The 23,589-nt window shown below is 55.8% G+C and carries 21 protein-coding genes, 1 tRNA gene and 1 pseudogene; 10 read left to right on the top strand and 13 right to left on the bottom strand.

The features are described from left to right. Window positions 1-11: 11 nt before the first annotated feature. Together BLO43_RS03675 and BLO43_RS03670 are read right to left on the bottom strand one after the other, a co-directional pair. On the bottom strand, window positions 12-1,520 hold the full coding sequence (locus tag BLO43_RS03675) for an ATP-binding protein (protein WP_217628023.1): 1,509 nt from the start codon (window positions 1,518-1,520) through the stop codon (window positions 12-14). 107 nt (window positions 1,521-1,627) lie between these two features. After that, window positions 1,628-4,000: a sigma-70 family RNA polymerase sigma factor gene (locus BLO43_RS03670; RefSeq protein ID WP_090905892.1), complete on the bottom strand. Its 2,373-nt coding sequence runs from the start codon at window positions 3,998-4,000 to the stop codon at window positions 1,628-1,630. 855 nt (window positions 4,001-4,855) lie between these two features. Between BLO43_RS03670 and BLO43_RS03665 the strand changes: the two genes are divergently transcribed. Beyond that, on the top strand, window positions 4,856-5,092 hold the full coding sequence (locus BLO43_RS03665; RefSeq protein ID WP_090905891.1) for a helix-turn-helix domain-containing protein: 237 nt from the start codon (window positions 4,856-4,858) through the stop codon (window positions 5,090-5,092). A 559-nt stretch (window positions 5,093-5,651) separates the two neighbouring features. On the opposite strand, the gene BLO43_RS03660 is transcribed toward BLO43_RS03665, so the two are convergent. The 3 genes from BLO43_RS03660 to BLO43_RS03650 all read right to left on the bottom strand — a co-directional run bounded on the left by BLO43_RS03660 (window position 5,652) and on the right by BLO43_RS03650 (window position 6,636). After that, window positions 5,652-5,933 (bottom strand): DUF927 domain-containing protein, encoded by a 282-nt coding sequence (locus BLO43_RS03660; RefSeq protein WP_302847670.1) that lies wholly within the window; start codon window positions 5,931-5,933, stop codon window positions 5,652-5,654. Between the two features lie 315 nt (window positions 5,934-6,248). After that, window positions 6,249-6,491: a hypothetical protein gene (locus tag BLO43_RS03655; RefSeq protein ID WP_090905889.1), complete on the bottom strand. Its 243-nt coding sequence runs from the start codon at window positions 6,489-6,491 to the stop codon at window positions 6,249-6,251. A gap of 52 nt (window positions 6,492-6,543) precedes the next feature. After that, a tRNA-Ser gene (locus BLO43_RS03650) sits at window positions 6,544-6,636 on the bottom strand. Window positions 6,637-6,708: 72 nt separating this feature from the next. Here BLO43_RS03650 and mltF point away from each other — a divergent pair. Together mltF and BLO43_RS03640 are read left to right on the top strand one after the other, a co-directional pair. After that, window positions 6,709-8,133, top strand: a complete 1,425-nt coding sequence (gene mltF, locus BLO43_RS03645) for a membrane-bound lytic murein transglycosylase MltF (RefSeq protein ID WP_090905888.1) — start codon at window positions 6,709-6,711, stop codon at window positions 8,131-8,133. Between the two features lie 213 nt (window positions 8,134-8,346). Next, the gene (locus tag BLO43_RS03640) at window positions 8,347-8,985 is read left to right on the top strand and encodes a peroxiredoxin (RefSeq protein ID WP_090905887.1); all 639 of its coding nucleotides are present in this window, start codon (window positions 8,347-8,349) and stop codon (window positions 8,983-8,985) included. Window positions 8,986-9,253: 268 nt separating this feature from the next. On the opposite strand, the gene cysG is transcribed toward BLO43_RS03640, so the two are convergent. Then, window positions 9,254-10,693 carry a siroheme synthase CysG gene (cysG, locus tag BLO43_RS03635; protein WP_090905886.1) on the bottom strand — a complete coding sequence of 480 codons (1,440 nt, stop codon included), beginning with the start codon at window positions 10,691-10,693 and terminating at the stop codon, window positions 9,254-9,256. A gap of 427 nt (window positions 10,694-11,120) precedes the next feature. Between cysG and BLO43_RS03630 the strand changes: the two genes are divergently transcribed. The 7 genes from BLO43_RS03630 to BLO43_RS03600 all read left to right on the top strand — a co-directional run bounded on the left by BLO43_RS03630 (window position 11,121) and on the right by BLO43_RS03600 (window position 17,089). Next, entirely contained in the window at window positions 11,121-11,963 is an 843-nt protein-coding gene (locus BLO43_RS03630) for a 3',5'-nucleoside bisphosphate phosphatase (protein WP_090905885.1), read from the top strand. A gap of 308 nt (window positions 11,964-12,271) precedes the next feature. Further along, window positions 12,272-12,904, top strand: coding sequence for an L-threonylcarbamoyladenylate synthase (locus tag BLO43_RS03625; protein ID WP_074634036.1), 633 nt, complete (start codon window positions 12,272-12,274; stop codon window positions 12,902-12,904). Next, window positions 12,897-13,544 (top strand): site-2 protease family protein, encoded by a 648-nt coding sequence (locus BLO43_RS03620; protein ID WP_074634037.1) that lies wholly within the window; start codon window positions 12,897-12,899, stop codon window positions 13,542-13,544. The genes BLO43_RS03625 and BLO43_RS03620 overlap by 8 nt, the downstream gene beginning before the upstream one ends. 26 nt (window positions 13,545-13,570) lie before the next feature. Further along, window positions 13,571-14,773: a tryptophan--tRNA ligase gene (locus BLO43_RS03615; protein ID WP_074634038.1), complete on the top strand. Its 1,203-nt coding sequence runs from the start codon at window positions 13,571-13,573 to the stop codon at window positions 14,771-14,773. Between the two features lie 185 nt (window positions 14,774-14,958). Next, a complete protein-coding gene (locus tag BLO43_RS03610) occupies window positions 14,959-15,765 on the top strand; it encodes a segregation and condensation protein A (RefSeq protein ID WP_090905884.1) in 807 nt (268 codons plus the stop codon). Next, window positions 15,731-16,348, top strand: coding sequence for an SMC-Scp complex subunit ScpB (gene scpB, locus BLO43_RS03605; RefSeq protein ID WP_090905883.1), 618 nt, complete (start codon window positions 15,731-15,733; stop codon window positions 16,346-16,348). Before BLO43_RS03610 ends, scpB begins: the two co-directional genes overlap by 35 nt. Window positions 16,349-16,369: 21 nt before the next feature. Beyond that, on the top strand, window positions 16,370-17,089 hold the full coding sequence (locus BLO43_RS03600) for an AAA family ATPase (RefSeq protein WP_368086129.1): 720 nt from the start codon (window positions 16,370-16,372) through the stop codon (window positions 17,087-17,089). 112 nt (window positions 17,090-17,201) lie between these two features. On the opposite strand, the gene BLO43_RS03595 is transcribed toward BLO43_RS03600, so the two are convergent. From BLO43_RS03595 to BLO43_RS17215, 7 genes and pseudogenes are all read right to left on the bottom strand, one after another. Further along, a complete protein-coding gene (locus BLO43_RS03595) occupies window positions 17,202-19,298 on the bottom strand; it encodes a CopD family protein (protein WP_090905881.1) in 2,097 nt (698 codons plus the stop codon). Continuing rightward, window positions 19,295-19,705, bottom strand: a complete 411-nt coding sequence (locus BLO43_RS03590; protein WP_074630677.1) for a copper resistance CopC family protein — start codon at window positions 19,703-19,705, stop codon at window positions 19,295-19,297. Before BLO43_RS03590 ends, BLO43_RS03595 begins: the two co-directional genes overlap by 4 nt. Before the next feature lie 103 nt (window positions 19,706-19,808). Continuing rightward, the gene (locus BLO43_RS03585; RefSeq protein WP_090905880.1) at window positions 19,809-20,348 is read right to left on the bottom strand and encodes a hypothetical protein; all 540 of its coding nucleotides are present in this window, start codon (window positions 20,346-20,348) and stop codon (window positions 19,809-19,811) included. A gap of 100 nt (window positions 20,349-20,448) precedes the next feature. Beyond that, window positions 20,449-21,024 carry a hypothetical protein gene (locus BLO43_RS03580; RefSeq protein ID WP_090905879.1) on the bottom strand — a complete coding sequence of 192 codons (576 nt, stop codon included), beginning with the start codon at window positions 21,022-21,024 and terminating at the stop codon, window positions 20,449-20,451. 165 nt (window positions 21,025-21,189) lie between these two features. Then, a complete protein-coding gene (locus BLO43_RS03575) occupies window positions 21,190-22,437 on the bottom strand; it encodes a methane monooxygenase/ammonia monooxygenase subunit B (protein WP_090905878.1) in 1,248 nt (415 codons plus the stop codon). Then, on the bottom strand, window positions 22,437-23,261 hold the full coding sequence (locus tag BLO43_RS03570) for a methane monooxygenase/ammonia monooxygenase subunit A (RefSeq protein ID WP_074630673.1): 825 nt from the start codon (window positions 23,259-23,261) through the stop codon (window positions 22,437-22,439). The genes BLO43_RS03575 and BLO43_RS03570 overlap by 1 nt, the downstream gene beginning before the upstream one ends. 234 nt (window positions 23,262-23,495) lie before the next feature. After that, window positions 23,496-23,589, bottom strand: a pseudogene (locus BLO43_RS17215) (methane monooxygenase/ammonia monooxygenase subunit C); the annotation flags it as partial.

Here is a 23,589-nt window from a genome sequence, read left to right as displayed (position 1 = left end):
TCCTTTGGTGTTTATAATGCGCCCACTTCCAACCCATCAGGCAGAGATGCGACTAGCGCAGGGTGGTTCTGGAATGGTTCCGTAGAGGCTAGCGTCCGTTTGGCCTCCTTCGGAGACATGCCCCGCCGTCCGACCATGTCTTCGAAGAGCGTCGTTAGCACCGCTTTGATTTTTTCCGGCGGCTCACCCGAAAATCCCGTGCGGGGCGTCTCCCGGTTCTCTGCCGTGTCAAGCCATATGCGCTGCACAGGCACGGTCTCCTCGATGACCCTTAGCATCACTTTCACCAGCGGCAGAAGAGGCCCGGCTCCGTCCAATACCGATGCCACAGCCGGATGCTTTTCATCGATCCGGTAGCGCATACCCGATCTGGATCGATCCGCCCGCCAAGCTTGATCCACCGGGACGTTTCCCAACCCCGGAGCAGGCCCTCCGCGGAAGGCAAACACCCTTCGCGCCCTGTCCCGGGTATCCTCAGCCAGTGCGGTGAGCCATGGACGCAGTGACGCCGGCAGACGAGCGGTCGATTTTCGGATGTCTATTTTCCAATCGGCGTCAGCCGTATTGGGGATGTCAAGACGGATGCGGGCGAGACGGTGTGCCTCTTCTCTGTTCCAAGCCTTGCCACGCCCCAAACCAAGCCACCCTCCCGCGAGGAGCAGGCGCCTGTTACGGTAAATATAAAAGCCCTGCTGGGCCGTCCATCCCTCCGGCCCTTCGGACTGCTTCCACTCTTCCTCCGTCAGTCGGTCCCTGTGCGGCAGAACGTGACACTCGATTTCAACGGCACCTGACGGGGTGGACCTCTTGGCAATCGGGGAATTCCAAGGCTTTGCTGGATGCCCCGACATGAACGGATCCCAAGGGTCGACTGGACGCCCATTAAGCGTCAGACGCAGCGTCGGACGGGGACCTTGCAGCAGCCGGTGAAAAACCATGGCGAGTCCCCTTTCGACATCATCAATGAGATCAGTGAAATCGTCGACGGTGTAGCCTGCTGCCACGATGCGGTCGAGCCTTTCCCATAGAACCAGTGTCCCACTCCTCATTTCGGAAAGCGGCGCCAAGAAAATATCCGACCCATCGGCCGTACCTTCGAAAAGTAGCCAGCCGTCGTCCGGCCGCGCCGCAAGGGCATCCAGATCCCAGCGCATGCAGCATATGGAATCGCCCTCCCGGAACGAAGCCACGGTAAGCCTACGGCACTGTGATAACGATGCGGTCTTGAGTCCCAAGCCGAAGCGTCCGAGGTCATTTGGGGCGCGTTCCTCCAGAGGACTTTTTTCCCCAAGACGCATGGCACTTTCAAGTTCTGTGTCATCCATTCCCCGGCCGTCGTCGAGCACGGAAATGTGGCTATTCAGTCCGTCCCAAGCGAAACCGATACGGACCACTGTAGCTCCTGCCGACACACTGTTGTCAACGATATCAGCTAACGCGGCTGCCGTTGAGTATCCAAGACCGCGAAGTGCCTCCATCATTGCCCTGGCTCTTGGCGGGGCGTTTCTCGTTTTTTGCATCGTCTCCAGAACTCCATGCCCTGCCAGAAAACAAAGCCAGTTGACAATATGACAGCATTGTTTTGAGAGTTTTCTCTTCTCGACTCTTTGCGGCTCGAAGGCCGAAATCAGACTTCACCGCCGGTACGGCGGCCAGCCTCGCGGTGCGTGTCGATGCCTCGAGCTATAGCGACGACTCTATTTACACTGTCGGGAATAATACCATCGACCTCCTTTCCCGAACGCTTTAAAGACTTTCCTCTCGGCTCCAATTCGCCTCCTGTCTCGTTCTCTTCGACTGTCTCGTTGCCCTTTTCCTCAACTGCCTTTTCGGCTTTCGCTCGCGGTGGGTGATCTAGGTAAACATAGAGGATTTCAGCCCGGGAAGGATGAGCCAGCTTTCGCAAGGCTTTCGCTTCGATTTGCCGAATCCGTTCCCTCGTTAGGCCGAAAAATGCGCCGGTCTCTTCCAAGGTGCGTGAATCGCGTCCGTCGAGGCCAAAACGGATTTTTATGACTTCCGCAGATCTCTGATCAAGATCTGCTAATACCGCAGCGAGCGCTTCTATCAGACTCGTCCGCTCCGCAGCCGTGTAAGGATCAGACGCCGCTTGATCTATCAAATCATCTGAAAGAGCACTTCCTGCGTTGTCGGGCTCATGGAGAGAAACCGGCTCCTCCGAGCGAGCCAACAAAGCAGCCACTCCTTTCGCCGGTAACGAAAGGCATTCGGCCAACGCGTGCGTCGACGGTCTGCGGCCGCTCCAACGCTCCATTTCGTCCGCTTCGCGAGAAATCCGTAACATCGTGTCGTGGACGTGCACCGGCGTCCTTATCATCCTGCCAAGATCCGCAACAGCTCTCCACACCTGCTGGCGTATCCACCACGTCGCATAGGTGGAGAACCTAAAACCTTTGCGCCAGTTGTACCTATCCACAGCTTTTATCAGCCCGATATTGCCTTCCTGCACCAGATCGTCGAGGGTCAACCCAAAACCTTGGTAGCGTTTGACGAAGGAGATGACGAGCCTGAGATTGGATGTGACCATGTGGTCTCTCGCCTGCGAATATAACGCGATCGCCCGCCTCAAACAGCTGCCAGGTCCACCGCTATCGTTTTCGGCTGACAATGCCAGTTGAGACAGGAAAGGGGTAGTCAGCCGTGCCAAGGCCAGAGCATCCCTCAGATTTTTTTCGCCTGCTCCAGTACCTGCGTGATGCGCCAGATTCCGTATGGTTGCGGCACGTTCGAGAAACTCACGCGCCGCAAAGGAGAGGACAATCAAACCTTCAGGCTCGTCGCCTTCTTCGATAACCTCCGTCGCCGTCTGGAAACCATTGCCTTCCTCTTCCGCCAGCTCTCCGGAGCCCCCTGCCGAGATTGCCTCTACGTCAGCTTCTCCGGTCCTCACTCGATCGGCTGCCGCAAGTACAGTCGCCACACCGTCAGGCCAAGCGGCTAGGGCGTCCAGAGCGGACTCCTTGCCCACTTCCATCGTGCGCCCGAGTGATATTTCCTCCTCGGCGGAAAGAAGGGTTTTCCCACGCATGTCTTTATAGTAGAACCGCAGCGGCTCGTTGGCACCGGAACCGAGGTCATCCAGGAAAGTCAATGCTTCGGAAACGGCTTCATACTCGCTTTCGCTTTCTCCGACTCCGACGTTTGGGATCTCCGTTTCCATTCTTTCGTCGGTTTCCGATCCGAGGTCGCCGAGTACTAGGCGCACAAGAGCTTCCCTTTCCTTATTGAAGGACCCGTCTTCGTTTGCGCCGATGTTCTCGATGTCCCGTTCTGGGACGCTGCCCTCGCGCAAAGCCCTGAACAACAGTTTCCTGATTTCCTTGCGTCGCTCCTCGTCGCCTGTACTCGGCAGAAGCGTCGCCCGTTCCGGAAGGAAAGCCTCAAAATCCGCCCAGCCCTCAAAGCTGTCGATTGGCATGTGGCTAGAAATGGCTCTATGGATCAGCACCGCCGCTTCGGCCAAGTCCTCGTACTCCTCGGGGGCGGGGCCATCCTCTTCTGCCTCCCAGCCCGACAAATCGGAGAGGCATTTTTCTCCATTCAGCGCTTCCGTATACTGCCTCGGAAGGACAGTCAGAGAATCCTCGTCGGCCTCCAATCGGCTGTTTAGCTTTGCTCCGGTTTTTGCCTCCAATACCGGCTCGTCCGAAGCGGACCGGATTTCCTCCTTCTTCGGCGTAAAAGCCTGTATGGCGAGAACGGCCAGCGACGCCTTGACCGCTGTCGCGATCATTAGTGCGTCGCGGCCCGACGGATCAAGCAAAGACGCGTCCGCTCCTGAAGAAATCAGGATAGAGCAAATCCCGCCTTTATTTTTGGAGGCGGCGAGCATCAGCGGGGTCATCCCGTTCCCGTCCCGTGCATCGAGATCGTCGCCACGGCGGATGTGAAGACGCACGGCCGTTTCTATACCCCCCAGGACCGCCATTTTTAACAAGGGGTTGAGGGGCTTGTTGACTATCCGATCCCTTGCGTTCAAATATCCTCCCCAGCAGGGACGCAACCTAGTAATCCAATGAAAAACGATACTCTTTGCTTTTTCATAAGTTGCCTTCTAGTTAATGCTAGTTACGCAAGAGTTCGCCGTACCCTAGACAATCGGATTCGCGCAACTGTTTTCCCCTGCTAAGGGCATTATTGCGGCCCGCTTATGAGACTGTCAGATCAGGATCGGTACCCTTCATCTTAATTCATCTCATACCGCCCCTCTCTCATCCTTATCAGGAAATGATCTTATCCGTTTGTTTGTATAGACTTTCGCTCGAGGGTAGCTGCCCGCTAGAACGTCATATTCGGTTGTCCAGCGCATTACATAACTGGGGCACGGTTGAGTGCCATATTTAAGCTCACTTCACCCCCTGAAGGGTGTGAATTCGCACTAAATTGATTAGGATCGGCGCCAAATCGTGGAGCTGCGCCCCAATTCTGTTTCTTGCTATATCTACTCTAGAATTTATCCTAGTCCCTGCCACAGTCAAGACTATACGAACCAGCCGTTAATCCTTTTGGTGGTATAAATGCCTGATTATTTGCTTGGCGCGCCAGTGGCTGATAATCAGTTGCTATAAGGCTGTTAATACCATTGTAGCTAACCGAGCAGTATTAGCTATTGTCCTGAGGTACACCAGACAATCAGTGTGGGTATTCCAAAACAAATTTGGAATGGAATAGAAAGACTGGAAAGCGGATCAGATAAGCACGGGTCCAGCCTGAATCAACGTAACTTCGAAATCCAATGGATGCTTTGGCTTGAGGACACTTTACAAAACATTACTCGACATTAATCGTAATCTACCTTATATTGATCGGAATCGATCAATGATTACTAAGCTCTATGATTAGCTGCCGCCTTTCCACAATCTTAGGTACCAAGCGCCTCAAAGTTTCCGACGTATGTCGAGGCACGGGAATCGCACGTGCCACCATTGATCGCTATTACTACGACAAGGTGAACAGTTTCGACCGGGAAGTGCTGTCCAAGCTGTGCGACTTTCTTCAAGTCAGGCCCGGTGATTTGCTCATAATCGTTAAGCAAGGCAAATTATTCGAGAGTGATGTGGACATTCAATAACGAACAGCGTTATGAATAGCCCCATGCCAAGCCCCGCGCTATCCCCGGCACGCAATAATGGAAAAGACACTGCTGTTTGGACAATAAACTAATATGAGAAAAATGACCGAACGAGAGCTCAAGCTTCTGCTAAACACACAAGCACTCAAGCATATTCAAATCAATTATGCCGCCATGGCGGAAGGTTACATGATAGTGGCTCGATGGTAATTCACTGAAAACTCAAAGCGCGAGACCCGGCAATTCAAAACCCTGGATACCGCTGCCAAGTTTCTGTTCAAAATAAGCATTGCAGATTTTGTGGTTAAACCGAGTAGAAGTTGATGTTTTAGTAATCAGGCCATTGTGCCGGCACCGCGGCAGGACTGATTAGCCAGATTTGAGTATTGATCAGCTTACGCCAGCCCTGCTATTCTCTGGAATTTCTTTTACTGGCAATATCGCCACTTTCCAGCTACTCAGCAATTTCAGTCGCACCTCAGATTCAACTCTCGACAGTCATCGCTGCACCACCTTGCAATGGGTGTACTGACCAGAGTCGAATGCGAGCTTGTTTTCCCTATGGATGTACAATTTTGCACCAGCGAGTCACGCCCCGCGCATTGCCGATGCGGCTGGCGCTGTTTGCCACGTCCGTTGCCCAGCGCATAAATGATTGCTTGGCTTGCGGGTCAATCTCCACATCCATCGACACCAGTTCGCCGCGTAATTCATCATCCTCGCCGCACAATAGCTCCATGGGCATTGCCCATTCCCGCAATGTACCGATAATGGTTCTGAATCGCAGCATCCGTCCGAAATTGTGGTCTAGCCCATCCAGAGTCACGGCCTCCACACGCAAAAGTGAACATATTCACTGCTGCATCAGCGCGGATGGCGCGTCACTTTTGCCGTGCTTAATTGTGAAAAGCCACACGCCCGTTTTCAACTTTCTGCCGTCAGGCGTGGGGGTCCAGTCATCAAACACTTTAAAGGTAGGGCGCTCGCTTTCTGCAGGAATTGCTGATTCTGGTGGGGTTGGAACGTCTGAAACGTCGGTGTACTCGCGGGCGTTTCGCAGAGAGCGGCGCTGTTATTGACTGAGACGTCTGCAACATGTGAAACGTCAGAACTTATCAATACGGACTCGGTTTGTTTTGTTCCGGCTTCATGCAATTCAATAACGCCATATTTTCCGCCAGCTGTCATTGTTACCCTGTGCGCGGCACTCATCATCCGCACACGCGATTATCTTCATTTCTGCGCATGGCAATAGTGACAGTCTCAAGATTGCCAGCATTGAAATTGCCATTGCATAGCCTGTTGCCTGATGAATGCACGCGCCGGTGGCGAAGCCCTCGGCGATATACAACACCTCGTCAGGTCTGCCGTGATGATGAAGTGGCAGCTCCCCAACCATCGGATAGAAACCGCTTATCACCTTTATTGAATAATGGTTGTGGATGCTAAATTGGCGGAGAGGGTGGGATTCGAACCCACGTGCCAGGTTACCCTGACCATCTGATTTCGAGTCAGCGCCGTTATGGCCACTTCGGTACCTCTCCATTACGCGGGGGGTATTTTACCAGTTTATCCCGCGTTTATCTTGCGCTCGTTCAGCGCAAAAACATGGCAGAATGCTCCTGTATTCCGCCCGCCTCTCATCCATGCGCGACTTCCCCCTCCCGTTTGCTATTCCTATTGTTTGCGGCCTCATGCTTGCCGCCTGCGATTCGTTTGAGAAGCCGGTGTTACCGTTCGACAAAACCGATGAACTGGTGGTCATTACCGTTAACAGCCCTGATACTTATTATGAGGATGCCGAAGGCCGCTATGCTGGACTGGAGTTTGATCTCGCTTCAGAATTCGCGCGAGACTTGGGCATGAACGTAAAATTCAGGATTGCGCCCAGGATGGATCAGGTATTGGCAAAGCTGGAGGAGCATAAGGGGCATTTCGCCGCCGGTTTAAGCATTAGCACCAAGCATGAACTGCACGCGCATTTTGGCCCAGTCTATCAGACCATACAACCTCAGGTGGCCTACAATACCGACTACCGCAGACCCAAAAATATCCATCAACTTGTGGGAAGAACTATCGAGATCGCAAACGGCACCACCTACGCTGAGCAGCTCAATAAAGCAGTACAGCAGGCCCCGGGCCTGAAATGGAGTGAGGTGGATATCACGAGTGAAGATCTGCTGGCAAAACTCGCGGAAGGCAAAATCAACTATGTGGTGGCCGACTCCACGCAAATAAATCAAGCCAAGAATTTCTACCCTAATCTGGATGCCGCCTTCGATTTGGGCGAGCCTGTCGGTAAGGCGTGGGCGTTTTCACCCTACGCGGAGCGGGAGTTATTGGAAAAGACGCAGAAATTTTTTAACCGGATCGAACAAGATGGCACCTTGATGCGTCTGTTGGACCGGTATTACGGTCACATCCAGCGGCTTGAACAGGCAGATGTGAGTGGCATTCTAAATAAAAGGCGCACGCTGCTACCGGATCTGCGCGAGCATTTTTACGAGGCCGAGGAGATAACGGGGATCGACTGGCGCCTGATAGCGGCATTGGCTTATCAGGAATCCCACTGGAACCACTTCGCGGTTTCACCCGCCAATGTACGGGGCATCATGATGTTAACGGAGACGACCGCCGACCGGATGAAAGTAACCGATCGGCTGGACACCCGGCAGAATATACTTGCTGGTGCGCGTTACCTGCGATTGCTCAAGGACAGGTTACCCACGCGCATTCTGGAACCCGATCGCACCTGGATTGCACTGGCGGCATACAATCAGGGTTCCAGCCATATCGAAGATGCACGCATTCTGGCACAACGCCTGGGGTTGAACCCGGATTCATGGGTGGATCTGAAAAAGACATTGCCGCTATTGAGCCTCAGCCAATACTTCCAAAATTTGAAACACGGCTATGCGCGCGGCGGCGAAGCGGTGATCCTGACAGAATCCGTACGGACGTATCACAACATTCTCCTGAAATATGAACGTCCGCATTCCTGGGGATTTCCGGTTGCCGATGAAATTGACTCGCCATCCTGAGAACCCTCTAAGCAAGTCTCCTCGATCTTGCCAATTTGATGACATACGGCGCAATATGCTGCGCTTATTGACGCCCTGTCACATATGACGATCATGCGTCATCATCCATCCATGCGCAAAATAATAATGGTTGAGTCATTGAAGCAGTCGGGCTATATTGAGGCTGTCAATTTATAACCCATTTCTAACCAACTTCAACTTAGGGAGGATGCCATGACTTTACGCTTAAGCGATATTGCACCTGATTTCGAGCAAGATTCCTCAATCGGCAAGATTAAATTTCACGAATGGATCGGAGATTCCTGGGCCGTGCTGTTTTCGCACCCTGCCGATTACACGCCAGTTTGCACGACAGAACTGGGGATGACTGCGAAACTTAAATCCGAATTCGACAAGCGCAATGTTAAGGCGATCGGCTTATCGGTTGATCCGGTGGAGAAGCACTCGGGATGGATCAAGGACATTGAGGAAACACAGAATTGCAACATCGGCTTCCCTATTGTTGCGGATGTGGATAGAAAGGTCGCGACCCTCTACGACATGATTCATCCAAATCAATCTGAAACCATGACGGTCCGCTCGCTGTTCATCATCGATCCAAAAAAGAAAGTGCGCCTCATGATCACGTATCCCATGAGCACCGGTCGAAATTTTGAGGAAATACTGCGCGTTCTCGATGCACTACAACTGACCGATAATTATTCGGTGGCCACACCGGCCAATTGGAAAGATGGAGATGACGTGATTATCCCGCTGACAATTCAGGACGAAGCAGTCATCAAGCAAAAATTCCCGAAAGGTTATGAGGCGCCGCGCCCCTATCTACGCATCACGCCGCAGCCGAACAAATAGAAGCCTGTTACTCGCTCGGAAACACAAAAGCGCCCAGGTTCCGGGGCGCTTTTTTAGTAGGGCGTCAATAAGGGAAGCGCATTGCGCCGCATGTCTAGCAATGGCATTGAGAGATTTTCATATGGCTTAATGATCTGAAATTACATCCCAACGAATGTTCCAATAAAGTGGACGGCACTACTTCATACGGCGTAATGCGCTTCGCTTATTAGCACCCTACAGTTTTTATTTGTCGCAGGTGCCAGCGTGCTGTGAATCAGCGTAAGTCCTACACTTTTTTACTTGCCGCGGGTTCGCCAGCGCGCAGATCTCCCTCCGGCTCGAACCACGCCAGTCTCTGGTGCAGCTTAACAACCTCGCCAACGATAATAAGAGTGGGGGGCGTGAGATGGGCCGTTTCGGTCAGATCCGGAAGGGTTTCCAGCGTACCGGTCAGTACCCGCTGATTGCGGGTACTCGCCTGCTGCACGATGGCCGCTGGCGTCGTAGCGGACAGGCCATGCGCGATCAGTTGCCGGCACAGTACAGGTAATCCAAGCAGCCCCATATAGATCACGATGGTCTGGTTTGGCCGTGCCAGCATGAGCCAATCCAGATTGACGCTGCCGTCCTTGAGATGGCCGGTCACGAAGATGCAGGACTGGGCATAATCGCGATGGGTAAGCGGAATACCGGCATAGGATGCCGCCCCGGATGCGGCTGTAATGCCCGGCACCACCTGGAAAGGAATACCCTGGCCGGCCAGCGTTTCGATTTCTTCACCGCCACGGCCGAATATAAAGGGGTCTCCTCCTTTCAGCCGCAGCACACGCTTGCCTTCTTTCGCCAACCGCACGAGTAATTCGTTGATGGATTCCTGCGGCATAACATGCTTGCTGCGCTCCTTGCCGGCATAGATACGGGATGCATCGCGGCGCACCATGTCGAGGATCTCAGGCGATACCAGCCGGTCATACACGACCACATCCGCTTGCTGCATCAGGCGCATCGCGCGAAAAGTCAGCAACTCGGGATCTCCCGGCCCGGCCCCCACGAGATAAACCTCTCCCTGTACAGCTTCGTCCGCTTCGCTTTCCAGCGAACGCTCCAGGTAATCCTGTGCCGCCCGGTCCCGTCCGGCGAAGACCATCTCGGCAAATGGTCCCTGCAATGCCTTTTCCCAGAATATGCGCCGTTTCCCCGGATGCGAGAAATGCGATTTCACCCGCTCACGGAAACCTGCGGCATAAGCCGCAAGACGTCCATACGCCGCCGGTATCATGGTTTCCAGACGAGCCCGCAGCAGCCTCGCCAATACCGGCGATGCGCCGCCACTCGAAACCGCGACCAGAACAGGGGAGCGGTCTACAATGGAAGGCATGATGAAGGAACAAAGCGCTGGATTGTCCACGACATTGACAGGGATGTGCAATTGTCCGGCAGCTTCGGAAACCTCCCGGTTGACCACTGGGTCGCCGGTAGCGGCAATAACCAGAACAGCATCGCCCATGTGATCGGGACGAAAGGCTTCGGCGCGATGAGTAATCGCTCCCCGGGGAAGTTGTTCACGCAATTGCTCACTCAATTCGGTACATAGCTCCGGCGCTATGATTGTGATGTGAGCACCTGCGCGCAATAGCAATGCAATCTTGCGCGCGGCGACTTCCCCGCCACCAACCACCAGGCAATTGCGATGTTTAATGTTAACGAAAATTGGCAGAAAATCCATTTATCCCATTTATTCCATTTATTCCATTTAAAAAGAGCTGTAACTCAGTTTAACCGCTTGACCATCGCTCTTTCGGTGATTTTGGCAAGCTCGCTACAACTACTGGATTCGTAATAACGATTTTGCATTTCGTACTACTTTACCCGAAAATGTATTAGAACAAATTGGTCAAATAGGCACGAAAGGTGCGAAATTCGAACCATGACCCTGGCCAACGCCAAGGCTGCACCCGATCCGATCGCAGCAGGCGAGGAAACCGCCATCACTCCCCGGCAAACCGGCAGCATGCATTGTGCCTTAGCCCGATAGCGCATCACCCAATGTATTGAAAAGTAAGAAATTCGCTCTTCGTCCAGGCGGTTCATTTTTCATGGTGCCGCTTATTTGCTATGATGCGTCTCTTGCTTAGCGCGAAACAGCTTCTTTCATGCCCAATATTGACCTCCACTGCCATTCGACAGTTTCCGACGGCTTGCTGACGCCCACACTATTGGTGGAACGTGCAGCCGCGTGCGGAGTGGATGTACTGGCGCTAACCGATCACGACGACGTTGCCGGACTGGAGGAGGCGCGCCGGGTCGCCGCCGAGAAGAATATTACGTTTATCAACGGTGTGGAAATTTCCGCTGACTGGCGTGGACAGACCTTGCATATTGTCGGGCTCGGTATAGACCCCATGCATCCGCAGCTAGCCGGGGGGCTGAAGTCCATTCGCGACGGACGCACCATGCGCGCACGCAATATTGCCGCGCAACTTGATAAATTTGGTATCCGTGGCAGTTTTGAAGGGGCTCTCGCTCACGCCGGGAATGGACGGTTGATAGGCCGTACGCATTTTGCCCGTTTTCTGGTTCAGCAAGGTTACGCCAAGGATGTAAGATCCGTGTTCAAGAAATATCTGGTCAAAGGAAAACCCGGTTATGCGCCGCATCAGTGGGCGCCGTTAAGCGACGCGGTCAACTGGATATGCGGTAGCGGTGGCAGAGCCGTAATCGCTCATCCAGCACGTTATAAATTGGGCAGAGGTGCACTGGATGAGTTGATGCTGGAGTTTCGCGCCCTGGGCGGCCAGGCTATCGAGGTCGTCACCGCCAGTCACACGCTGGAGCAATCGTTGCTGTTCGCAAATCATAGCCAGCGCATGGGTTTGCTGGCTTCACGCGGCTCGGATTTCCACGGCCCGGGTGAGAGCTATTTTGACTTGGGCCGAATGCCGGAATTACCGGCCAATTGCACGCCGGTATGGCATGATTGGAAGCAGGTGATGTAGTAGAGGGAGTATGTCCCACCTCCACAATCTCCAATCCCCTGGCTATCAGGCCGTCACTTTACTGTGGTGTTGCAAACGAATTATTTCCATGGAAGCCTGCTGACTTGAGAAGCGGAGTGGAAAAGTAACTGGCGAGGTCAAATTTTGACAATTTTGATGTACGGGTTGCTGGATATCCAATAGCGATCGACCCGCGTTTTGCATGGTGTCCCCTCATCCGGTAAATGAGTGATGAGTCAACTGGCTTATACCTTGAAATTTTAGAAGTACCCTAAAAACCAAAACTACAATCAGAAACTGTTCCTCGCGTGGCTCAATTCTTTTCCATTCACCCGGCTAATCCGCAGTCGCGCTTGATAAGACAAGCCGCGGCCATCGTACGCGCCGGCGGCGTGCTCGCTTATCCAACCGACTCCTGTTATGCGCTGGGCGGCCACCTGGGGGACAAGACGATCATGACGCGCATTCGCGCCATACGGCAAGTGGATGAGCACCACCACTTTACGCTGATGTGCCGGAACCTGGCCGAGATTTCGCATTACGCAAAAGTCGATAATCGCCAATACCGGTTACTCAAGGCAAGCACGCCCGGTAGCTATACTTTCATATTTCAGGCCACGCGCGAGGTGCCACGCCGCTTGCAACATCCGAAGCGCAACACTATCGGCCTGAGAATACCCGATCATCCGGTCGTGCAGGCACTTCTGACCGAGTTGAATGAACCGCTGCTGAGTTCCACCTTGATGCTTCCGGGAGATGAGTTCCCTCTCAATGATGCGGAGGAAATCCGCGATCGCCTCGAACACCATGTGGAACTGGTACTGGATGGCGGTGCCTGCGGTCTGGAGATGAGTACCGTGATCGATCTGACGGGTGACGAGCCGGAACTTGTACGGCAAGGAAAGGGCAGTCTCGCGCCATTCGGAATTGTGCATGGATAGTGTTATCCAGAATATCGCCATTTATGCACTGCCGGTAATTTTTGCCATTACCCTGCATGAGGCCGCACACGGATATGTAGCCAAGCATTTCGGCGATCTCACAGCCTACGCGCAGGGACGCGTCAGCCTGAATCCAATCCGGCATATCGATCCGGTGGGTACGATTCTGCTTCCATTGTTAACGCTGCTGCTGGGCGGCATCCTGTTTGGCTGGGCAAAACCGGTGCCGGTTAATTTTTCGGCGCTGCGCCATCCGAAACAGGATATGCTTTGGGTGGCGCTGGCCGGACCGGGCGCGAATCTCTTCATGGCATTGCTTTGGGCGTTCGTAATCAAGCTGGGGATCAGCTTGCCGGAAAGCGATCTGGCGAGACCCATGATACTGATGGGTGAAGCAGGCATCAAAATCAATGTGATACTCATGGTGCTGAATCTCCTGCCTTTGCCACCGCTGGATGGCGGACGCATTGCGGTAAGCCTGCTGCCCCACAACATGGCATATGGTTTTTCGAAAATTGAGCCTTATGGCTTTATGATCCTGCTATTGTTGTTGATCACTGGCGTACTCGGCGCCATCATCGGGCCTTTTATTAGTATCACGATACAATTGGTGGTATGGTTTTTTGGTTTGGAAGTTTAATCAAGGATTAGCTAAGGGCAAGCAACATGTTCACTGATCGCGTTTTGTCGGGGATGCGCCCCACTGGCGGCCTCCACTTAGGGCATTACCACGGAGTGCTAAAAAACTGGGTGGAGCTGCAGCACCAATTCGAATGTCTGTTTTTTGTTGCCGACTGGCACGCTCTCACCACGCATTACGACACCCCGGAGGTCATCGAACAACATGTCTGGGACATGGTGATAGATTGGCTTGCCGCCGGTGTGGACCCGGCGCAGGCGACTTTATTCATTCAATCGCGGGTGCCGGCCCATGCCGAGTTGCATGTCCTGCTTTCCATGATTACCCCGCTGGGCTGGCTGGAACGCGTTCCCACCTACAAGGATCAGCAGGAAAAATTGACTGAAAAGGATCTAAGCACCTACGGCTTCCTGGGTTACCCCCTGCTTCAGAGCGCGGATATCCTTATTTACCGGGCTACTCGTGTACCCGTAGGCGAGGATCAGGCCCCGCATATCGAATTTACCCGCGAGATCACGCGACGCTTCAACCATATTTTCGGCAAGGAAGTCGGCTTCCAGGAAAAAGCCGAATTGGCGATAAAAAAACTCGGCTCTAAAAAATCCAAGGTCTACCGCGAACTACGAAATCGTTACCAGGAGCAGGGCGACGATGGGGCGCTGGCCGCCGCGAAATCGCTGCTTGATGAACAGCAGAACTTGAGCATGGGCGACCAGGAACGATTATTCGGCTACCTCGAAGGCGGCGGCAAGATGATACTCTCCGAACCTGAGGTCATGCTTACGCCGGCGTCGAAGATGCCGGGGCTGGATGGCCAGAAAATGTCCAAATCCTACAATAACACCATTAATCTGCGGGAGGATGAGGCCAGCGTCATAAAGAAGATCCGCACGATGCCAACCGATCCGGCGCGCGTCCGGCGCAGTGACCCGGGTGATCCCGCCAAGTGTCCGCTATGGCAATTCCACCTGGTTTACTCGAATGCGGAGACCAGGGAATGGGTACAACAGGGCTGCACGACCGCCGGTATCGGCTGTCTGGAATGCAAGCAACCCGTTATTGACGCAATACTGGCGGAACAGAAACCCATGCACGAGCGTGCCCGAATGTACGAAGAGGATCCCACGCTGGTACGTAATATCATCGCTGACGGATGTGAGAGAGCAGACAAACTGGCTCAAGAGACGATGCGTGACGTCAGGGAGGCGATGGGCTTGAATTATTTTTAGGGTGATCCCTGGAAATTCAACGTGGGCTTATTCGCCCGCCCATCTGCCTACTCATGCCAGTCATCTATCGACTCGCTAGCCAACTCACTTATCGACTCATTTACCAGCTCATTTACCGATTGAAGACAAACGAATGCCGATCGAGCCTGCAATGGTTTTTGGGGTGACGGAAGATGGCTTCCGGGATGAATGACTCGCTTCATCCCGGAAGCCATCCGGTGGTGAAGATCCATGGTGAACCACTCAAGGAGTTACCACGGGATTTGTACATCCCGCCGGATGCGCTGGAAGTGTTTCTTGACACTTTCCAGGGGCCTCTTGATTTGCTGCTCTATCTTATTCGCAAACATAATCTGGACGTGCTGGATATACCCATGGCGGAACTTACGCGGCAATACATGGCCTATGTCGAAATGATGCGAGCCAATCAATTGGAGTTGGCGGCGGAATATCTCCTGATGGCCGCGGTGCTGATCGAAATCAAATCGCGCATGTTGCTGCCACGCCCTGTCAATAGAGCTGAGGAAGAGGGTGATCCGCGCGCTGAGCTGGTACGCCGTTTGCTGGAATATGAGCAGATGAAAGTCGCAGCACAGCAGCTTAACGAATTGCCGCAGGCTGAACGTGATTTTGCGCTGACGCAGGTATGGATCAATCAGACCGTGGTTAAACGTCTGCCGGATATCGACATGGATGACCTGCGTAACGCCTGGCTTGCGCTAATGGCTCGCTCGCAAGCGAACCGCCGGCATCGTATCACCCGGGATGAGCTTTCAGTTCGTGCACATATGAGCCGCATCTTGCGCCATCTCCAGGGCCATCAGTTTATCGAGTTCAATGAATTATTCAGCGCAACCGCTAGCGTAGCGGAAGTGGTGGTAACTTTTCTTGCGTTGCTGGAGTTGGTCAGGGAGAATCAGGTGGAAGTAGCACAATCTCAGGCTTTTGGAATTATTTATGTCAGACCCATCAGTTTCCTTGCCGCTGTCTAGCTTCACCGGCGCGTTCAGCCCCGGCGAGATAAAACGAATTCTGGAAACGGCATTGCTTACAAACCAGGAACCGCTGCCGCTATCGGAATTGAGGAAATTGTTTGACGATGAGCTGAGCGCGGAAATTCTACGCAGGCTGCTTGAAGAATTGCGCGAGGACTGGGAGGGAAAAGGAGTAGAGCTGGTAACAGTTGCCGGCGGCTGGCGTTTTCAAGCCAGGCCGGAGATGCAGGAATTCCTGGATCGGCTTAATCCTCAAAAACCCCCGCGCTATTCACGTGCAGTGCTTGAAACGCTTGCCATTATTGCCTATCGTCAACCGGTAACGCGCGGCGATATTGAGGAAATCCGGGGTGTCGCAGTCTCGGGTCCGGTACTTAAAGCGCTTGAGTCGCGTGGTTGGATCAGTGCTATCGGACATCGCGATGTTCCCGGCAGACCGGTCTTATATGCGACGACCATGAGTTTTCTCAATGATCTAAATCTGCGCGCTCTGGAGGAGTTGCCTCCGCTGGAGGAACTGGGTACGCTACTCGAGCCCAGCGAGAAAATGGGAAGCATGGAATTACTATCATCTTCATAATGGTGGGGAATGATCCCACCCATGCGAATCTTGCATAGCGTTTCGATAGCAGCTGGCGGTAGCGCTTGGGACCGACGGGAAAGAGCGAAGGAGAGCGAGCTTATGGAGCAAGCGATGCGAACGATTCTGGTGGCAAACCCCAAGGGGGGGTGCGGAAAAACGACGCTGTCAACCAACCTGGCCGCTTATCTGGCCGGACAAAATCAGCGGGTTGTCATGTGGGATCTGGATCGCCAGAAGTCATCACTGGACTGGCTCGCATTGCGCCCCGCTGAATTGCCGACGATTACCAGCCTAGATGCGGATCGCAATGAGATCCATCCGGATATTCCGGAAAACTACGATTGGCTTGTGCTGGATTCCCCGGCGGGTATGCACGGCAAGAATCTTGCCCATGCATTGAAGCTTGCAGATAAAGTTGTGGTGCCGGTGCAGCCTTCGGTATTCGACATGGCCGCCACGCGAAATTTTCTGGATCAGCTAATGGAAGAAAAATCCGTGCGGAAGCACAAAGCATTCATTGGTATTATTGGTATGCGGGTGGACTCCCGCACTCGCGCCGCAGCTACCCTGGAACAATTTCTTGAACAGTATGATCTGCCGATTCTTACTTATTTACGTGACACGATGGTGTATGTCAATGCAGCCTTCAATGGCAAAGGTATTTTTGATTTGCCACCCTATCAGGCTGAGCGCGACTTGTTGCAATGGCAGCCGATTATTGAATGGGTAAATGCCTAGCTGCCTGCGGGACTTCGCCGTCTAATAAATCCTGAAATTCATCCACAATGCACTCGCAAGAGAGGCGCTGCAATAGCACTCCGGATTAAGATCCGGGTATATATTGAGCGCCTCAATGCACATGATCGCCGGGCGGGGGGAGGATTTCCTTTTCGCGGTTGAGCTGGGCGAGCTGCTGCATGAGCATGCCGGTATTGTCCCAGCCGGGGCCGTCGGCTTCAGGGATCCAGCGCGCGCGCAGGTAGCCGAAGCGGTCGACCAGGAATTCCAGGTGCGGGGGCAGGCTGCCCTCGCCCAGCAGGTCGGGCTTGTTCAGCGTGCGCCGGAACAGGGTGTAGCTGCGCACGATCTCGGCCGCGCCCTGGGTGATCACCGGGAAGGGAACCTGGGCGGTCATTTGCGCGATTTCCTGCGAATCCGGATCATCCTCCGGCACCGCCAGTAGCACGGTGTTGGCGGTATTGAGCTGGGCGTTGAGCGCGCTCAGCTGCTCCATCCGTTCGCGCGAGGCCGGCCAGGAGAACATGACCAGCAGCACGTTCTTCTGGCCGCGGAAGTCTTTCAGGGTGCCGCTGGAGCCGTCGTGCGCGGTGTAGGAGAAGTTGGGCGGGCCCAGGGAGGGCTGGGGCTGGTCGGGCACGACGCGCGGGCTCATCAGGCGCGCCTGGTAGCCGCGCGACATGGCGTGCAGGAAGTTGACCACGTCCCAGCGCTCTTCTTCCGAGAGTTTGTCGGCGAATACCGGCATGCCGGTATCGGGAATGCCGAAGGTCAGCCAGTGGAAGAAGTCGCCCGCGGTATGCTTGGCGGTGTGCGGTTCGGTCAGCATGTCCACCGGCGGCTTGGCAAAGGTCTTGGCCAGCACGCCATTGCCCTTGCCCTGCAGGCCGTGGCAGGCCACGCAGTTCTCGGCGAACAGGGTCGAGCCGTTGGCAATGGAGATGGTGTCGAACGGGACCGGGGTCTTGCGGTAGGTTTCCGGGTAGGCATCGATGGCCAGCGGCGGCAGTCCCACCGCCAGGGCCAGCACCGCGGCCAGCGCCGGCAGGCCGATGCGCCGCTTCTTGTCCCAGTGCCGGGCGCGGCCGAGGGCGATCGCTCCGCCGGCCAGGAGCAGCAGGGCGACCCCGGCCCAGGCGCGCAGCATGACGCTCTGCTCGCCCCAGGTGGCAGCCAGGGAGAAGCGGAAGGTGTAGGGCCAGTTCTGGATGATGGCGTGCTTGGCCGGGACGGTATTGGCCACGATGGTGGCCAGGAGCACGATGCCCAGCGCCAGGATGAATTCGAAGCTGACCCATTTGCGCAGGCGTTGCCCCGCCGCCAGGGCTTTATCCGTATTCTGCGGCGAGATCTGGGAGAGCAGCGGCAGCCAGGTGGCGCGCGCACGCGCGGCAATCAGCAGTACCACGATGAGCAGGCCGATCTTGGCGTTGAGCAGCCAGCCGTACTGGGTGGAGACCATGGCGGCGTAGGTGGTGTCGACCATGCGGTCGGTGATGAGGATGCCGGTGGCGATGACGGCCAGCATGACCGGCAGCGCCATGACCGAGAAACGTTTGAGCGCCTGGGCGCCGGCTTGCACCGCTTCTTCGCGCGATTGGAACAGTTCGTGGATGCGGGCGATGGCGTCGCTCTGGAGGCCGGAGGGGGCGGCCGCCGCATGGGCCGCCGGGGCGGTGCAGGCGAAACAGACGACGAGGAAAGCCGGCAGGGCACCGAACCAGACGCTGGCCAGGATGATGTGCAGGGCGTAGGGCAGGATCGATACCACCGAGAGTTCTTCGGCCGCGGCATGGCTCGCGAGTGAGCCCACTACCAGCGTGAGGGAGGCGACCGTCGCGCACAGGAGGTAGCGCCAGCGCGCTGCGGGGGTGTAGCGGATGTAGAGGGCGATAGCGGCAACCAGGAGGGCCAGGAGCGCGCGGCCCACCCAGATGTGGCCCATGCGGGTATTCTGCAGGAGGGCGAGCCAGGCATCCGGCCGCCAGGCATTTTCGGTTATGCCGGTGGCCTGCGCCGTGGTGGTGGCGAGGATGCCCAGCAGGCCCAGCAGCAGCAGCAGGCCCAGCCACGGCAGGGCGCGTTGCAGCCGGGTCACCCAGGGGGAGTGGAACGATCCGGCGATGGCGAGGAAGATGCAACTGCCGACCAGGATCATGTTGGACGCAAGCTGTAACCAGCGCAGGAGCGTCGCGATGACCTCGATCATTTCTCTTGCGCTTTGCTCTTTACGGTAAAGTCGTAGGACGAGTCAACCACGTGGCCGTCCACCGATAATACCCGGAACTTGACCGTGTACTTGCCAGCAGCCAGTTCCGGCAGGGGCAGGACGATGGCTCGGGGGTCATCGGGCGCAATCGTGGGCTTGGCGTCGGTGACGGGGGTCTTGCCGGCGTCGAGTACGGTCAGCGCCGCGTAGTCCTTTTCGACTTCTTCATTGAACCAGAGCCGCACTTGCCCCGGCGTGACGGTGAGTACCGCCCGGCGCGGCGGTTCCGCCTTGACCAGCATCGCATGCGCCAGGGCGGGCGCGCTGTGCAGGCTCGCCGCCATGGCCATCAGCAGTACACTGCCCGCCATGATCCGCTTGAGGGCGGAAACCATCCATGATTCCATTCTGACTCCTCATTCAGTCTGTCGCCCCCAAAGGGGGGCGACAGTATTCATTTGACTGTATTGCCGGCGTATGGTTCGGCTTGACCTCCGGCCCGGCCGGGGCTCAGGCAGGCGCGGATTTTTTCCGGCCGCGTAAAAAGAACACCGCCGCCGCACCGATGAGGGCCGCGATGGCGACGATCAGGTAGGGCGAGGTGCCTTTGGGCTCACCCACCGAGAAGGGGAAGCGCGAGACATATTCTTCCTTGTCGCGTACGGTCACCAGGCCGACAAACTTGCCAGGCTGCATGAAGTCGTATTCAAAGTTGATCGAGCCATTGGGGTAAACCTTGGCCGGGATGTGCAGGATGGTGATGGCGTCGAGGTTGCCTTCGGCGCCCGCCTGCGCACCGGTATCACGGATGATGCGCACTTCCGTCGGCAGGGGGCGCAGCGCTTCTTCGATATAGTCGAGGGCGACTACGGTGCGTCCCGTCGCCGGGATGTCTTCGCAGAATTCTTTCTCTTGCGTGGCTTCCGGCTGGTAGCCGGTAAAGTGCATGGTAAACGGGCCGATCGTGAGTTTGCAGATGTCGTCCGCGAGGGACAGTCCGCCGTGCGCCTGTACCGAGGTGGAAAATGGCAGGCCGATCATCGTGAGCATTAGCCCTATCAGGGCAGGTTTCAGAGTTTGTAAGGACATTATCAAAATCACCTATAAAGGAATGTTGAATCGTGTATTCTTGCCGTCCGCCTGGGTTCGCCTAGGAGCGGCGCGAGGCGCGCCAGCGCTGCATGCGCTTGGATTTCATGAGCTTGTACCCCAGCAGGGTCAGTACCAGCAGGGCGATCAAGGGCCCCACCGCGGTGCGGAATATGTGTGCATAGTTGATCATCTGTACCCGCAGGGGATACTGGTAGCGTAGCGGGGGCTGCCCTTCCGCGATGATGATGACCGTGTACAGTCCCTGGTCCAGGCTGGTTTCTCCCCTGATGACGCCATCCGGGTGGATGCTCGGGCGCAGGTAGGTCACGGTTTCATCGTCGGTCTCGCTGGTGCCTTTGATTACCCGCATGCCGATCGGCATGTCGCGCAGCGCCAGGTCCACCAGGTCCACCACCAGATAGGTGTCTCCGCTCTTGGGAATTTCCGTGCAGTATTGCGCGCTCGGTTCAAATTGGGGCTGGTAGGCGCTTAAATGCACCATGCTGTCGCCGATCCGGCGCACGCAGTTGTCCTCTTCCAATGAGACTTTCCCATGCGCCGCCACCGCGCCGGCGTAAAGCGCCGTCACCAGGATGAGAACCGCAGTACCCGCCTGTCTCACTTGCCTAACCACGAGCGGGTCCTCCCGTTTGGATATGACGATGATTCACTTTTTTCTTTCGTCCCCCGACAACTCCGATGCGAAGGTTGGGTGGTTTCATTTCACTGGCACATTAAAAAACACCGATCCACCCTTCCGTCTGGCGACGGCGGCGGACCGGTGTCATGCTTTGGTTGCTTAGAGCTTGGTGAAGACCGGTATCACTGCGCCGGCGATGCTGTTGATGTTGCGATCACCTGCATCGCTCCATGTCATCAGCAATCCGCCAAAACGGCTTTCCGGATCTCCCAGCAGCGCCATCAGCCGCTGGACTTCCCACAGTGCGTCCTTGGCTTCCATCTTGACTTCACGCGTCTCGCCAGGCTGGATCGGCGCGTCGTTGTCCATCGACAGGCCCGTGGCTACCAGTTCTTTCGGGTAGTTGCGGTCCAGGTGCTTGAGGCCCACCTTGTTGATGAAACGTACACCCGCGGTGGTGAATTCGCCTATGCGATAAGCGGTGTCGCCACTGTTGGTGATGTTCATCGTCACGCGCAGCGCCCGTCCCGGTACGTCATAGTTGGCATGCACCACTTTGATCGCGATGGGGTTGGGTTTCACCGGCATCGGTTGCACTTTCGATTCACCCGCTTGAATAGGCACCGTGTACGGGTGTTTGGTTTCCGTATAGCGGTAGCCGCCCCAGACGATGCCGAAGGTGGCGATCAGTACGATCCAGGCAACCTTCTTGTCCATCGGGTCCAGCAGCAGTTCGTCTCCATAGGCCAGCAGTACCCGGCTACGCGGTAAGAACATGGGCCGCGCAACGTAGTAGCCAATCCAGAAGATGCCCAGGCCCAGCCACAGCAAGTGCCAGAAGACGCCGTTGTTGTAGTTGAAGGTCTCGGTGTCAATGGTCTCGCCCGTCAGCAGTTTGACCGGGTTGGTGAAGTCATCCCAGCTGCCGGTGATGTTCATCCAGGCGGCAGGGCCGGCAATCGGGCCTGCGTCCTTGATGTTGACCATGGCGTGCATGTGATGGCGACCCGGGATGCGGGCTTTCAGCTTGACTTCAAAGGCGTAGTCGCGGCCAATTTCCAGCGGGCCCGAGATGTAGGTCGGTTCGCCGTTCAGCTTGGTGGAGAGCCGTACGAACACCGGGCTGGGGCTGCCAACGTTGAAGAACGCGCGTCCCGGTTTGCCCACCGCACGCGGCCAGTCTTCGGCCAGGTGGAATTTGCCGGTCATGGTGGCAAAGTCGTTGACTTTGGTGGTGTCAGGACCCCATTTCATGTCGTACCATTGGATGGTACGCATGCGCAGGAACGGTTCTTGCGAGCGTTCGCCATGCGCTGCCGCCGGCGAGATGTCAAGCGTGCTCAGCGCCAGTGTGGCCATGCCGTAGAGGCCAACGACCCCTAGTTTGAACAGGTTTTTTGCGTTCATTATTTGATCCCCTCCGGAAACCCTTCTTCGCCATAGGCGGTAACGTCGTTTTTCATGGTGACCCGGCCGCGAGGACCTTTGACGTAGTAGAACGCGGTGCAGTAGAGTTTGCCAAAGTACCACCAGACGCAGAACATGAGCATGGAGACGAACGCGGAGAAGAAGGCCGCAATCACGGTGGTGTGGCCACCAAAGGTGCGTAGTGAGCCTTGTTCGATCAGCCGTACGTATTCCGGGGTGCCCGTGCGGACATACAGGAAGCCGGTGTAGTCAGCCAGGGACAAGAGGACGCCTTCGGCTACCAGCGGCAGGTGCGTCGGTCCGAATATCGGCCAGTTGCCCGGGTAGAACAATAGTCCAAATGCGCCGCCGCCGACCAGTGCCGTGATCATCCAGTTGCGCGTCAGCAGCATGACGGTGTCCATGACCAAAGCGCCCGGTATCATGGTGGAGGGTAGCACGAAGTTGATCGGGTAGTGCGACCACCAGTAGAAGCCCCAGAAGCGGGTCAGCCATTCGCCGGTCAGCAGGCACACGATACACAGTGTCGCGCCAAACGGCAGGCGGTAGTTGACCCACAGGTAGTACATGATGGTGGCACAGTAGGTGATGCCCACGATCGGGGTTACCACCGGCCACCATTGGCGGTCTTTCCAGTCAAGCCAGAAGTCCCAGTCGCCCGCCAGCAGCATGAAGTGCATGTGGTAGGTGCCTACCAGCAGTATGCATAAAATCGGGAAATAGACTGCGTCTATCATCCTCGACATCTTTACCGCTTCCGGCGGCATCTTGGCCGCCTTTAATATTTCGTCTGTTCTGCTCATCGTGCCCTCCCCTCAAATATGTACGATCTTTAACGTGAAAAATGGGTGCCGCTGCTGCTCAATCCCGTTGCCACTCAGGTGCCGTGGCACGCTGTTTGTGATCCGCCTTCTGCCTTCCGGGTGCCTTTTCCGGTCTTCGCCGCAGGTTCGAAGGTGTTTGGCCGGTGCCGCCCCCCGCTCTCCGGTGTTGCGGGAGCGGGCAGCCGCCCGGCCAGGTCTGTCAGGATCTGCCGCTTACGGGACGATCCGGTTGTTGAGGATGACTTTGCTCTGTCCGTTCCAGATGACGTCGGTCAGGTTGGAGTAGCGGGTGATGATCTGTGCCGCA

Source organism: Nitrosospira sp. Nsp13, assembly GCF_900101945.1.
Classification (GTDB): domain Bacteria; phylum Pseudomonadota; class Gammaproteobacteria; order Burkholderiales; family Nitrosomonadaceae; genus Nitrosospira; species Nitrosospira multiformis_D.
Note: the sequence above shows the minus strand (reverse complement) of the source record. Positions and strands in the feature narration are given on the sequence as shown.

Bases quoted from the DNA above. Each gene is read 5' to 3' on its own strand.
- BLO43_RS03590 (WP_074630677.1), bottom strand. From the start codon at position 19,705: ATGGAATCATGGATGGTTTCCGCCCTCAAGCGGATCATGGCGGGCAGT.
- BLO43_RS03675 (WP_217628023.1), bottom strand. From the start codon at position 1,520: ATGCAAAAAACGAGAAACGCCCCGCCAAGAGCCAGGGCAATGATGGAG.
- mltF (WP_090905888.1), top strand. From the start codon at position 6,709: ATGCTCCTGTATTCCGCCCGCCTCTCATCCATGCGCGACTTCCCCCTC.
- scpB (WP_090905883.1), top strand. From the start codon at position 15,731: ATGTCAGACCCATCAGTTTCCTTGCCGCTGTCTAGCTTCACCGGCGCG.
- BLO43_RS03630 (WP_090905885.1), top strand. From the start codon at position 11,121: ATGCCCAATATTGACCTCCACTGCCATTCGACAGTTTCCGACGGCTTG.
- BLO43_RS03620 (WP_074634037.1), top strand. From the start codon at position 12,897: ATGGATAGTGTTATCCAGAATATCGCCATTTATGCACTGCCGGTAATT.
- BLO43_RS03595 (WP_090905881.1), bottom strand. From the start codon at position 19,298: ATGATCGAGGTCATCGCGACGCTCCTGCGCTGGTTACAGCTTGCGTCC.
- BLO43_RS03570 (WP_074630673.1), bottom strand. From the start codon at position 23,261: ATGAGCAGAACAGACGAAATATTAAAGGCGGCCAAGATGCCGCCGGAA.
- BLO43_RS03665 (WP_090905891.1), top strand. From the start codon at position 4,856: ATGATTAGCTGCCGCCTTTCCACAATCTTAGGTACCAAGCGCCTCAAA.
- BLO43_RS03600 (WP_368086129.1), top strand. From the start codon at position 16,370: ATGCGAATCTTGCATAGCGTTTCGATAGCAGCTGGCGGTAGCGCTTGG.
- BLO43_RS03655 (WP_090905889.1), bottom strand. From the start codon at position 6,491: ATGGTTGGGGAGCTGCCACTTCATCATCACGGCAGACCTGACGAGGTG.
- BLO43_RS03610 (WP_090905884.1), top strand. From the start codon at position 14,959: ATGAATGACTCGCTTCATCCCGGAAGCCATCCGGTGGTGAAGATCCAT.
- BLO43_RS03585 (WP_090905880.1), bottom strand. From the start codon at position 20,348: ATGCTCACGATGATCGGCCTGCCATTTTCCACCTCGGTACAGGCGCAC.
- BLO43_RS03615 (WP_074634038.1), top strand. From the start codon at position 13,571: ATGTTCACTGATCGCGTTTTGTCGGGGATGCGCCCCACTGGCGGCCTC.
- BLO43_RS03575 (WP_090905878.1), bottom strand. From the start codon at position 22,437: ATGAACGCAAAAAACCTGTTCAAACTAGGGGTCGTTGGCCTCTACGGC.
- cysG (WP_090905886.1), bottom strand. From the start codon at position 10,693: ATGGATTTTCTGCCAATTTTCGTTAACATTAAACATCGCAATTGCCTG.
- BLO43_RS03640 (WP_090905887.1), top strand. From the start codon at position 8,347: ATGACTTTACGCTTAAGCGATATTGCACCTGATTTCGAGCAAGATTCC.